Annotated in this window: 11 protein-coding genes; 6 read left to right on the forward strand and 5 right to left on the reverse strand. The window is 62.2% G+C overall.

Going from position 1 to position 12,260, the window contains the following annotated elements:
* The first annotated feature begins 101 nt into the window (after positions 1–101).
* Positions 102–1,112, forward strand: a complete 1,011-nt coding sequence (locus tag V7650_RS04680) for an NAD(P)-dependent alcohol dehydrogenase (RefSeq protein WP_335655083.1) — start codon at positions 102–104, stop codon at positions 1,110–1,112.
* A 21-nt stretch (positions 1,113–1,133) separates the two neighbouring features.
* Here V7650_RS04680 and V7650_RS04685 read toward each other — a convergent pair whose 3' ends face one another.
* Positions 1,134–1,898, reverse strand: coding sequence for an SDR family NAD(P)-dependent oxidoreductase (locus V7650_RS04685; RefSeq protein ID WP_335655084.1), 765 nt, complete (start codon positions 1,896–1,898; stop codon positions 1,134–1,136).
* A 176-nt stretch (positions 1,899–2,074) separates the two neighbouring features.
* Positions 2,075–4,306, reverse strand: coding sequence for a molybdopterin-containing oxidoreductase family protein (locus tag V7650_RS04690; protein ID WP_335655085.1), 2,232 nt, complete (start codon positions 4,304–4,306; stop codon positions 2,075–2,077).
* Between the two features lie 147 nt (positions 4,307–4,453).
* Between V7650_RS04690 and V7650_RS04695 the strand changes: the two genes are divergently transcribed.
* From V7650_RS04695 to V7650_RS04715, 5 genes are all read left to right on the forward strand, one after another.
* A complete protein-coding gene (locus V7650_RS04695; protein ID WP_335655086.1) occupies positions 4,454–5,668 on the forward strand; it encodes an acyl-CoA dehydrogenase family protein in 1,215 nt (404 codons plus the stop codon).
* Positions 5,669–5,785: 117 nt separating this feature from the next.
* Positions 5,786–6,910, forward strand: coding sequence for an acyl-CoA dehydrogenase family protein (locus tag V7650_RS04700; RefSeq protein ID WP_335655087.1), 1,125 nt, complete (start codon positions 5,786–5,788; stop codon positions 6,908–6,910).
* A 106-nt stretch (positions 6,911–7,016) separates the two neighbouring features.
* Entirely contained in the window at positions 7,017–7,775 is a 759-nt protein-coding gene (locus V7650_RS04705; protein ID WP_335655088.1) for a crotonase/enoyl-CoA hydratase family protein, read from the forward strand.
* Between the two features lie 9 nt (positions 7,776–7,784).
* Positions 7,785–8,762 (forward strand): alpha/beta fold hydrolase, encoded by a 978-nt coding sequence (locus tag V7650_RS04710; protein ID WP_335655089.1) that lies wholly within the window; start codon positions 7,785–7,787, stop codon positions 8,760–8,762.
* A 135-nt stretch (positions 8,763–8,897) separates the two neighbouring features.
* The gene (locus tag V7650_RS04715) at positions 8,898–9,332 is read left to right on the forward strand and encodes an RcnB family protein (protein ID WP_335655090.1); all 435 of its coding nucleotides are present in this window, start codon (positions 8,898–8,900) and stop codon (positions 9,330–9,332) included.
* Between the two features lie 57 nt (positions 9,333–9,389).
* On the opposite strand, the gene V7650_RS04720 is transcribed toward V7650_RS04715, so the two are convergent.
* The 3 genes from V7650_RS04720 to V7650_RS04730 all read right to left on the reverse strand — a co-directional run bounded on the left by V7650_RS04720 (position 9,390) and on the right by V7650_RS04730 (position 12,255).
* Complete coding sequence (locus tag V7650_RS04720; RefSeq protein WP_335655091.1) at positions 9,390–10,175, reverse strand: SDR family NAD(P)-dependent oxidoreductase; 786 nt, start codon at positions 10,173–10,175, stop codon at positions 9,390–9,392.
* Between the two features lie 2 nt (positions 10,176–10,177).
* Complete coding sequence (locus V7650_RS04725) at positions 10,178–11,155, reverse strand: NAD(P)H-dependent flavin oxidoreductase (RefSeq protein ID WP_335655092.1); 978 nt, start codon at positions 11,153–11,155, stop codon at positions 10,178–10,180.
* Between the two features lie 71 nt (positions 11,156–11,226).
* Positions 11,227–12,255 carry an acyl-CoA dehydrogenase family protein gene (locus V7650_RS04730; protein ID WP_335655093.1) on the reverse strand — a complete coding sequence of 343 codons (1,029 nt, stop codon included), beginning with the start codon at positions 12,253–12,255 and terminating at the stop codon, positions 11,227–11,229.
* Between the last annotated feature and the right edge of the window lie 5 nt (positions 12,256–12,260).

The raw sequence follows: 12,260 nt of genomic DNA on the forward strand, positions 1-12,260 counted from the left end.
CGTCGTCTGCATTGATATGACAGTGTCCATCGCGACGGCGATGTGCGAGCCCTCGATGCCAGAGGATCATGCGCAGAGCGCGAGCAAGGGAGAGACGCCACATGCGAACCGTAAAAGCCTATGCCGCTCCGGAAGCCGGAAGCGAACTGGAACCGTTTGAATATGAACTGGGGCCACTCGCCTCCCATGATATCGACATCAAGGTCGAGCATTGCGGGCTGTGCCACACCGATCTCAGCCTGCGCGACAATGCCTGGGGCGCGACGCAGTTCCCCTTTGTCGGCGGCCACGAAGCGACCGGGACGGTAATCGATACCGGCTCGGAAGTGACTCATGTCAAAATCGGCGACCGCGTCGGGCTGGGCGGCCATTCGCATTATTGCATGACTTGCCGGCAATGCCTGGATGGCGATCACAATCTCTGCGAATCCGTGCAGTCGACGGTGTCACCGGGGCGTTATGGCGCCTTTGCCGATATCGTGCGGGCCCAGGGCGTTAGCGTGATCAAGTTGCCGGACGATCTCGATTCGCGTGATGCCGGGCCGCTGTTCTGCGCCGGGATCACGGTGTTCAACCCGTTCGTCAAATTCGGCATCAGGCCGACCGACCGGATCGCCGTGCTCGGCATTGGCGGGCTGGGCCATCTGGCGCTGCAGTTCGGCAAGGCCTGGGGTTGCCATGTTACCGCCTTGACGTCGAGCGCATCCAAAACCGACGAAGCCAAGGCGCTGGGCGCGCATGCGGTCGTCGATTCCGGCGATCCCGAGGCCCTGGCCGCAGCTGCGGGAAGTTTCGACGTCATCCTGAGCACCGTCGACGTGGCGCTCGACTGGAACCTGATTGTCCAGATGCTGAGGCGCAAGGGCAGGCTGCATTTTCTCGGAGTCCAGGCCGTGCCTGCCCAGCTGCAGCTGATGCCGCTGATGTTTTCCCAATTGTCGCTGTCATCCTCGCTGGTCGGCAGTCCCCATACGATTTCCGACATGCTGGAATTTTGCGCCCGCCACGACATCAAGGTGGTCACCGAGCATTTCCCGTTCGAGAAGATCAACGAGGCGCTGGCCCATCTGGAAAGCGGCAAGCCGCGCTACCGCATCGTGCTCGATCACTGACTTTCGCCGGGTGCTTTTATCTCAGGGCTTGCCAGCCAGCCGGATGCACTGGCCGGTCATCCATGCCGAGGCCGGTGCGCACAGGTAAAGCGTCAGCGCGCCGATATCGGTCGGCGTGCCCAACCGGCCCGCGGGCAGGCCCAGCGTGTCTTCAAAGCCGACAAAATCCTCGTCGGTCATGTTCAGCGCCTGCTTGACCGTATCGGTCGGCACGAAGCCCGGCAGGATCGCGTTGACCCGGGTCTTCGGCCCCAGTTCGTGGGCGAGGGTTTTGGTCAGCATCAGCACGCCGGCCTTGGCGGCGCTGTAATGGCCGCTGCCGGGAAAGGGTTCTTCCGCCGCCAGCGAGCTGGTGTTGACGATCCGGCTGCCCTCGCCGAAATGCTTGCAGGCAGCACGAACGCCGTGGAAGACCGAGGTCAGGTTGGTCGCCAGCGTCTTGTCCCACTCCGCTTCGTCCAGTTCGGTCAGCGGCGCGGAGACCAGCGAGCCGCCGGCATTGTTGACCCAGATATCCAGCTTGCCGAATTCGTCGACCGCGCGCTGGGCCAGCGCCTCCATATCCTCGGCACTGGTCACATCGGCCGCATGGGCAATCGCCCGGCCGCTGCTGTTGCCGGCGTTGATCGCGTCGGCGACGCGGCTGATCTCGTCGATGCTGCGCGATGAGCAGACGACATTGCAGCCGGCATCGGCGAGCGTCCTGGCCATGCCTTCGCCGATCCCGCGGCCGGAGCCGGTGATGACGGCGACATCGCCGGTCAGGTCGAACAGGGGGTTGGTCATGATGGGTCTCCTGGCTTCTTCCTCTCTCTTAGGGAGAGGCAAGTGATACTTGCCAGCTTCTCTGGCTAGTGGAACGCGGTGAGGGGTTTTCTCCCTTGCAGGGATAACCCCTCACCGACTGCGACCAAGCCTGTCGGCTAAGTCTTCGTTGCCTCTCCCCAAAAGAGAGGATGAAATTATTCCGCCGCTTCCAGCACCGCTGCCGGTTTCGCCCGCACCCTGATCGGGATGGCGCTCATCAGCGGGATGCCGGTACGCTTGTCATAGTCCCGGTCGTTGAACGACAGCCGCCCGGTATTGCCGCCTTCGCCCAGCGGGTCTTCCTTTTCGTCCGGATTGGTGCCCCAGCTGTGCGGAGTCGAGACGCAGCCCTGGCGCACCGTTTTGTCCGCCTTGGCGACGCAGCTGATGAAGGCGCGGGCCGATTCCAGCTCGACCGGCTGGTCCTCGCTGAGCCCGAGCGCCTCCATGTCGGCCGGGTTCATGAAGGCCGGGTGATGCGGCACGCGCTTGCGCTGCACCGGGTCCTCGTGCCAGTTGCTGTTGTGGATTTCGGTCATCCGCCGTCCGATCATCCGGAACGGGAATCCATCGTCCTCGACCGGCTTTCCGAGCAGGGCTGCATAAGCCTCCAATTCTTCCATCATTGCGGCATTGCCGACCGACAATTTGCCTTCCCAGCCGGCCGGTTTGGGCTGGACCAGCAGCGCCTGTGCGTCGATGATCGTGCCCTTGCGCACCTCTTCGTCTTCGTAAAGGGCCGCAATATCGGCCGGGCAGCCGTTGAGCGATGCGCTCCAGGCGGCAATCGGGTCGGGGGTTTCTCCAGGCGGGATCAGGGTGGCCTTTTCCTCCCGCTCCTGGGGATGGGCGAGCAACGCCCAGGACTTGACCCTCAGCGGCTTGTCCATCTCGGAGGCCAGCGCGTGGATGAACTGATATTCCTCGCACAGGTCGGAGCCTTCGGGGACATTCATGATCGGCAGGCTGGCCTGCGCATAATTATTCTCGAAACCCCAGCCGGCGCCAAAGCCGCCATAGACTTCCGGTGCGGCGGTGTTGCCGTGCACTTCATAATGCAGCTTGGGCGCGATCACATAGTCGGCGAGCTCGGCGGTTTTCGACATGCGCGGGTCGATGCAGACCAGCAGATCGAGTGCCTTCATCGCCTCGAAGGTCTTCAGCTGGTCGGGCCAGGCGAGCATCGGGTTGCCGCCGAGACAGATCAGCGCCTTCACCTGCTTGTCGCCGGGGGTCAGGATCTCGTCGGGCAGCGCCGATGTCGGCATGCCGGAAATGCTCTGCTCGAGATCGCGGCTATGCAGCTTGCGGCCGAAGCCCCATGCCTGAATCGGCCCGGGGGTCGCCGCAATCGGCGGCGCGGGCTTGGTGAACACGCCGGTGCGGCGGTTGCGGTCGCCTTCGCGCAGCCAATGGCCCATGATCGAGGTCAGCGCGAGATTGAGATATTCGGTGATATTGCCGCCGCCCGACATGTTGGTGCCGGTGCCGCCGCTGATGCTGGCCTTTTTCCAGCTGCCATACATGCGCGCGGCGCGGATTATGTCTTCAGCAGCTACGCCAGCCCGGTCGGCGGCCGGTCCGGCATCAAAGGGCTGTACGGCTTGCTTGAGCACCTCGAAACCGTCGACATCACCGGCGACAAAATCCTTGTCATACAATTCTTCGTTGATGACAACTTTCGCAATTGCCCCCAGCAGAATCGGGTCCTGACCGGGGCGACATTGCAGATGGATGTCGGCCTGGCGGGCGCTGTCGGTGATCCGCGGGTCGATCACGATCAGCTGCATGCCGCGCTTCTTGGCGTCATGCAGTTTCTTTGCCGGGTTCATGCCGAGGCCGCCGTTCATCGAAACCACCGGATTGGTGCCAATCAGCATCAGGCCGTCCCAGTCGCCGACGCGCGGCGCTCCGGCGAGCCAAGGACCGATCAGGGCGCGAGCGATGCCCTTGCCCGGCTGGTCGATGGTGACGCTGTCATAGACCGAGGTCGAACCGATCGCATCCATCAGCGCCAGCATGAAGGCATGAGCGTTGACATTGTTGTAGCCGAAGGTGCCGACATAGGAGGCGACCGCGTCGGGGCCATGTTCGCTGATGATCCGCTCGAGCCGCGCGGCAATATCCCGCGCCGCGTCGCGCCAGTGCACCGCCTGCTTCGCGCCCTGCTTCATGCCGGTGTAGCTGGTGAGCAGCCTGGTGTCGAAACCGTGGTAATTGGCCAGTTGCCGGCCCTTGATGCAGCTGTAGCCTTCGAACTCGGGATTGTCCTTGTCGCCGTGGGTCTTGACCGGCACGCCATTTTCGAAATCGACGATCAGACCGCAATGGGCGTGGCAGGCCCGGCACATGACATGTTTCTGGCCACTGAAATTCTCGCTGATCACATTTCTCTCCACGGTCTCGATTTAGCCGGTTCGCCCATTGCTTTTTGCAATTTAATCGTTCAATTAACCGACTAGTGATTCAATCAATATCGCAGGACATCGGGCCGTGCCACTGGCCCTAATGACAGGAATTTGGGAGCAAGAGCTATGGCCGACAAACCGAGTGCAGCCGAACTGAAGGACTATGCCGAGCAGGCGGATGCCTGGTTCAGGGAGAATACCGTCCGCGACCCCGGCTTCATGCTGCCGCTGACCTTCATGGAAGTCTCGACCGACGAACAGTTCGACTTTCTCCGCGACTGGCAGCGCAAGGTCTATGAAGCCGGCTATCTTGGCGCGAGCTGGCCGAAGGAATATGGCGGCGGCGGACTGCACAGCGAATATCAGCGCGTCGCCACACGGGCGATGAAGAAATATGATGCGCCGATCATGCTCAACGCGATCGGCAATGGCTGGGCGGGACCGCTGATCCTCGACCTCGGCAGCGAAGAGCAGAAGCAGAAATATATCAAGCCGATGCTCAGTGCCGAGGATATCTGGTGCCAGGGCTTTTCCGAACCGGAGAACGGATCGGATCTCGGCAACGCGCAGCTGAAGGCGGTGAAGGACGGCGATGAATATGTGCTCAACGGCTCGAAGATCTGGACCTCGCTCGGCGATCGCGCCAAATATATGATCCTGCTGGCGCGCACCGATTTCGATGCGCCGAACAAATATGCCGGGCTCAGCTTCTTCCTCAACCCTATGAATGTGGACGGCATCAGCACCAGCCGGATCAAGAAGCTGACCGGCGAATATGGCTTCGTCCAGACCTTCTTTACCGACGCCCGCATTTCCGCCGACTGCCTGTTTGGCGGCGAGGGCAATGGCTGGTCGATGGCGATGAAGACGCTGGAATATGAGCGCGGTGCCAAGGTCAAGCCGGTCGGCGGCTATTTCGTCAAGGAACTGGACGTGATGGAGATCGTCGAGCTGGCGAAAAACTCGGTCCGCAACGGCAAGCCTTTGCTCGACGACCCGGTGATGCGCGACAAGATGACCCAATATATGATCGACATCCAGGCGCTCAATCTCAACAATACCCGCCGGCGGATGCCGCAACTGATGCAGGACCGGCCGATGGGGCTGCCGCTGATGAACAAGCTGGCGCGCACCGAGCTGATCCGGGAGCTGACCGAATTCTCGCTCGCCTTCCAGGGGACCAAAGCCGGCTATTATGTCGGCGACGAAAATGCGGTCGACGACGGTTACTGGCATCGCAGCTATCTCAACAGTTTCTCGGCGACCATTGGCGGCGGAACGTCGGAGATTCAGCGGAACATCGTTGCGGAGCATGCGCTGGGATTGCCGAAAACGCGATAGGAATGGGAGCTGCCGTTAGTGGTGAGCTTGTCGAACCACGCGTCTTGATCGAGAGGCGCCCTTCGACAGGCTCAGGGCTAACGGTTCGGACCAACAGTTTGGGAATTGAGGGAATATATGGATAATCTGGGTACAATCGGCACGACCGAAGAGCAGATCGAACTGATGGACGTGGCGACAAATTTCTGTCGCGACAAGAGCCCGATCGACAAGGTGCGCGGGCTGATCGACGACGATCTCGGCTATGATCCGGCGATCTGGAAAGAGATCGGCGAGCTTGGCTGGCTGGCGATCGCGATTCCCGAAGCGCATGACGGCGTCGGTCTGTCGATGGCGGAAGTGGTGCCGATCGCCGAGCAGATGGGCCGCAACCTGATGAGCACGCCCTTCGGCTCGACCACGCTGGCGGCGCAGGCCCTGCTGGCCGGCGGCAGCGAAGCGCAGCAGGCGGAGTGGCTGCCGAAAATTGCGGCAGGCACCGCGGCCACCGTTGCCCTCCGCGAAGCCAATGGTGACTGGGATCTGGCCAATATCGATTGCAGCGCAAGCGAAAGCGGCGACATGGTGACCCTGTCCGGCAAGAAGCAGCTGGTGCTCTGGGCGGACAGCGCCGAGCTGATCATCGCCTCGGTCAAGATGGACGGAGCTGTGCGCTTTGCCCTGATCGAACGGTCGCAGCTCGGTGACGGGGCGCTGCGCCGCGAGACGGTGATCGACGAAACCGCGCGCAGCTATGAAGTGACCTTGGACGGGGTAACCATTCCGGCCAATGCGCTGTTCGAGGCGTCGCGGACGCGCGAGACGCTGGAGAAGATCGAGCTGGCAGCGGGGCTGATCCATGCTGCCGAAATGACCGGCGGTGCGCAGGCGGTGATCGACTATACGCTGGAATATCTCAAGACCCGCAAGCAGTTCGGCAAGATCATCGGCAGCTATCAGGCGTTGAAGCATCCGACGGTCAACAATTATGTCGAATATGAAAAAGCCCGGACGCATCTTTACAGCGCCGCGCACAGCTGGGGCGAACAGGGCCGCGGCGAGGTTGCCGTGCGGATGGCGGCGGCGCAATCGCATTCGAGCTATGCTACTGCGGCGGACCGGGCGATCCAGTTCCATGGCGGCTTTGGTTTCACCCATGATTGCGACGCGCAGCTGCACCGGCGGAAAGCGATTTTGTCAGGGGCGCTGATCGGGGATGCCGCCTATCAAAGGTCGAAACTGGCCAGCCTGTTATTTGACTAGAGATTAAATTTTCCGTTCGTCCTGAGCCTGTCGAAGGACACCGCCAGCCGAGAGGTGCACTTCGACAGGCTCAGTGCGAACGGGTAAAAACAAGAGGAGAAATAATATGTCTGAAGTACTTACCGAAATTCGCGACGGGTTCATCATCGTCACCATCAACCGGCCGGAAGCCAAGAACGCCATGACCAAGGCGGCGGCCGAAGGCATTCGCGAGGCGATGGAGCAGCTGGACAGCGACAACAGCCTCAACGCCGGGATCATCACCGGGGCCGGCGGGACCTTCTGCTCCGGCATGGACCTCAAGGGTTTCCTGCGCGGCGAGACGCCTTCGGTCAAGGGCTACGGCTTCGGCGGCATCACCGAAAAGGGCCCGGAAAAGCCGCTGATCGCGGCGGTCGAGGGCTATGCGCTGGCCGGCGGCCTGGAACTGGCACTGGCCTGTGATCTGTGCGTTGCCAACGTCAATGCCAAATTCGGGATTCCCGAAGTCAAACGCTCGCTGGTGGCGGCTGCTGGCGGCGTGATCAAGCTGCAGCAGCTGGTCGGCAAGCGGATTGCCATGGAATGGGCGTTGACCGGAGATTTCTTCTCCGCCCAGCGCGCTTATGAAGTGGGCTTCGTCAATCGCGTGACCGAAGGCGCGGCGCTGGATGCAGCAATCGAGCTGGCGACCACGGTCGCGGCCAACGGCCCGCTCGCCCTGAAGGCGACCAAGAAAATGATCAACGAAAGCTATGACTGGACCACCGAGGAAGCGTGGAAGAAGCAGGCCGAAATCACCGGCGCGGTGTTCGCCTCGCAAGATGCGCAGGAAGGCTCGCGCGCCTTTGCCGAGAAGCGCAAGCCGAACTGGCAGGGAAAATAGTCACGCCTCATGGTTGAAAAAATGAAAGCGGCCAGCCCCGATATTGTCGATATCTGGGCTGGCGATCAGGATTTGCCCGCATGGTTTGTCGAGGCGATGGCGGTGCCGCGCGAAGAGGCCTTCGTCGAAGTGGATGGGCACCGAGTCCATTATTTCCGCTGGGGCACGCGCGGCAAGCCGCCACTGTTGATGACGCACGGCTTTCTGGCACACGCGCGATGCTTCGCCTTCATCGCGCCCTTCCTGGCCGGAAGTTACGACGTCATTGCCTATGATCTCGCCGGCATGGGCGAGAGCGAGATGACGCCCGATTGCGATGGCGAAAAGCGGGCTGCAGAGATGGTCGCGGTTGCGAATGCGCTGGACCTTTTTTCGGGTAGTGCGAAGCCGAAGATCATTGCCCACAGCTTCGGTTCGGGCGTGGCGCTGACCGCCATGGAAATGGCCGGCGAACGCTTTGGCGGGCTGATCATCTGCGATCTGATGGTGATGCGGCCGGAACGGCTGGCGGCCCATTTTGCAAAGGGCGGTGGACCGCCCGGTTCGGGTCGCTCGGACCGGCCGAACAAGCTCTATCCTGATTATGCATCGGCCCGCGAGCGCTTTGTGCTGTCGCCGCAGCAGCCGGTCCAGCAGCCGTTCCTGATGGAATATATGGCCTATCATTCGCTGCGCCATGTTGACGATGGCGAGCAGCAGGGCTGGTCGTGGAAATTTGATCCGATGGTGTTTCATCGCAACGAGAACGACATGGCGAAATGGGCGCAAACGCCGCAGCGGATCGTGGACCTGCCGCACCGGCTGGCGATCGTCTATGGCGAGAACAGCAGGTTGTTCGATGACGACAGCGCGGATTATCTGCGGGAACTGGGCGGCAGCCATATTCCGATGTTCGCGGTTCCCGAGGCCGAGCATCATCTCATGCTCGACCAGCCTATCGCACTGGTTACAGCCTTGCGCGCCGTGCTGGCCCTGTGGGCGGAATGATTACCAGATTAACCAGATCGGCATTCTGCGACAAACCAATACAATAAACGCGGAATCTGACAAACGCCTGCGACAGCTTGATCCTATTTCTGTTTGTGACGCCGCAGTTGGCGCCGAACAGAAAAGGAATTCGACATGAAAAAATTTCTGATGGCTTTGGCAGTCACGACGATGGCTGTTTCCCCGATGGTAACGGCGCAAGCGCAGGCTGTCCAGCACCGGGTGGTCGAGAAGAAAATCTCAAACAACAACGGCAAGCGCGTGGTCAAGAAGACCGTCACTCAAAGGAACGGCCAGCGGTTCGTGACGAAAACCACGACAAGGAACAACATCCAGCGCGATCGCTACAACGGCCAGCGCTACAGCGCCGTCCAGCAAAGGCACTGGGCCAAGGGCCAGCGGTTTGACCGGCGCTATGCGACCAATTACCGGGTGATCAACAATCCGCGGGCCTACCGCCTGTCGAACGCGCCGCGCGGCCATCAATGGGTGCGGTCCGGCAATGATGCGGTGCTGATCGCGATTACCAGCGGGATCATCGGAGCGGTTATCGGCAACGCGATCCGGTGAAATTGACCAATTTTGACTCGAGCGAATGCCCCCGGAAGTGATTTCGGGGGCTTTTGTTCACGCGTTCTTGATCGTGAGGCCCCCGTCCACGGGGATCACCGCACCGGTCAGGAAGCCTGCAGCAGGCAATACGCAGGACAGAGTCATATGCGCCACCTCTTCGGGAATGGCATAGCGCCGCAGCGGCACCCGGCGCTTCGCATAAATCGTCTTGTGCTCTTCCGGGATGCCGTCGGTGATGCCGGTACGGATCGGACCGGGGCAGATGCAGTTGACGGTAATGTCCTCGCGCCCGAGATCGACGGCAAGACCGCGGGTCAGCCCGATGACGCCGTGCTTTGCGGCGACATAGGGGCTGTTGCCGGGTGATGCGCCCAAGCCTTCGGTCGACGCGACGTTGACGATCCGCGGATGTTCCGCCTTTCGCAGATGGGGCAGGGCGGCGCGGATCATCCGCTGATGCGCGGTGAGCATCACCGCCATCGTCGGTTCCCAGCTCTGCTCGTAACTGTCCTCGGCAATGTCCGCGGGGATGGCAAAGCCGGCGTTGTTGACCAATATGTCGATGCCGCCAAGGTTTTGCGCGATGTCGGCGACTACCGCCTTGATCGCGTCCGGGTTGCTGACATCCAGTGCCCAGGCTTTCGCCGAGCCGGGATAGCCCGCCTCTTCGATTTCCTGCACCACGGCATCGCATCGGCCCTGATCAAGATCGGTTGCCGCAACGCTGGCGCCTTCCGAAGCAAAGAGATGCGCGGTGGCCCGGCCCATGCCGCTTGCGGCTCCGGTGACGATGGCGACCTTGCCGGCGATGGAGCGGCTGAGCGGCTGATAGGCTTCCATGGTCAGGCGGCCATGAACCTCTGGAGCCGCTGATTGATGATCTCGTCCGCTTCGGCCATGATCCGGTCGATCAGTTCCTGGCAGGTCGGGATATCGTTGATCAGGCCGGCGACCATGCCGCAGCTCCAGGCGCCCACGTCCATGTCGCCTTCAAGCATGATCTTGGGATAGACGCCCGCGACCTGTTCGATGACGTCGGAAAATTGCAGGTCGGCGCCCTTTTCCTTCTCGATTTCGAGCAGCCGTTCGACCGCCGGATTGGTCAGCACCCGTTCCGTGTTACGGAGCGGCCGCATGACCAGGCGGGTGTCGAGCTCGCTGGCGGCGACGATCGCATCCTTCACATTCTGGTGGACCGGCGCTTCCTTGGTAGCGATGAAGCGGGTGCCCATGTTCATGCCCTCGGCGCCCATCGCCAGCGAGGCGACGAGGCTGCGGCCGTCGGCCTGGCCGCCGGAGGAGACGAACGGAATGTCCAGCTCGTCGGCAGCGCGCGGCAGCAGGATCATGTTCGGGATATCGTCCTCGCCGGGATGGCCCCCGCATTCGAAGCCGTCGACCGAGACCGCGTCGCAGCCGATGCTCTGCGCCTTCAGCGCGTGGCGGACGGCGGTGCATTTGTGGATCACCTTGATGCCGGCATCGTGCAGCGCGGGCAGCACCTGGACCGGGTTGTTGCCGGCGGTTTCGACGACCTTGACTCCGCCCTCGATGATCGCCTTGACCATGCCTTCATAGTCGGGCGAGTTGACCACCGGCAGGAAGGTCAGGTTCACGCCGAACGGCTTGTCGGTCATGTCGCGGCACTTGGCGATCTCGTCGGCCAGCGCGGCAGCCGAGGGCTGGGTCAGCGCGGTGATGATGCCGAGGCCACCGGCATTGGAGACGGCGGCGGCCAGCTCGGCAAAGCCCACATAATGCATGCCGCCCTGGATGATCGGATGCTCGATGCCGAAGAGTTCGGTAATGCGTGTTTTCATGGACTTGGCTCCTGTTTCTGGAAGGATTGGAGGCTTGGACGCTCCATCCGGGAATCAATTTAATCGCGCGGTTAACTAGCAGCCCACTGGCCGCTTGTCACGCCTTTCCAGACCTGGTCCGGGGACGTGGCGGCAAGCTCGGATCCGAGCCGTTTCGACCAGAGATGCTCGTTGCCGAGCGCATCGCGCCAGGCCCAGAGCCGCCGCGTATAATGGTGCAGGTCATATTCCTGGGTATAGCCCATGGCGCCGTGGACCTGATGGAAGGGCACGGTCACCGCCTCGATGCTGTGGCCGATCTGGACCTTGGCGATCACCGCCTCGTGCCAGGCCCTTGCCGGGTCATCGGCGTTGCCGGCGATGGCGCTGGCGGCCTGGGTCGCGGCCATGGTTGCAGCGGCGCATTCCGAGGCGGCGAGCGCCAGCTGATGCTGGATCGCCTGGAATTTCGACAGCGGGCGGCCGAACTGCTCGCGCTGGGAGACATAGTCGATCGAGAGGTTGAGGGCGCTTTCCATGGTGGCCGCCATCTGCACCGCGCGGACGGTGAGGATCATCGCCTCGAAGGCGCGCCGGGTGAGCTCGGTCTTCGCCGACTGTTCGGCGAGATGGCCGGAGAAGACGAATTGCGTCATGCCGTCGGGTGACAGCGATTCCTCGGGCGAGCGGGTGGCGAGACGGTTGTCGAACAGTGCGATTTCGTGATGGGCAGCGTCAAAAAGCACGATCTTGTCCGCGTGCATGCCGAACGGGATATCGGCGGCCGGCGTGGGACCGCTCAGGGCGAAGCTGGCGGTGCCGTCGGCGGGTGCCAGGCCGGCGCGGTCGAGCATCCAGTTGGCGACCAGCGTTTCGGCAAAGGGCACCGGCGAGGCCGCCTGGGCGGAGGCCCAGATGGCGCCGAAGACCTCGTCATAGTCGGCGCCAAAGCCGCCATTGTCCTCGCTGACCCAGGCCAGCGGCAGGCCGCTTTCGGCCAGCGCATCCCAGAGCGCCTGCGGATATTGGCCGGCTTCGGCCTGGTGCGGTATTTCGCGGCCGCACAGGTCGGTGTAGATTTTCGTGGCCGTCTCGGCGACCATGGCTTCGGTGTTGATCATGTGAA

Origin of the sequence: Parasphingorhabdus sp., from assembly GCF_036964565.1 — a bacterium.
In the GTDB taxonomy this organism is placed as follows: Bacteria; Pseudomonadota; Alphaproteobacteria; order Sphingomonadales; family Sphingomonadaceae; genus Parasphingorhabdus.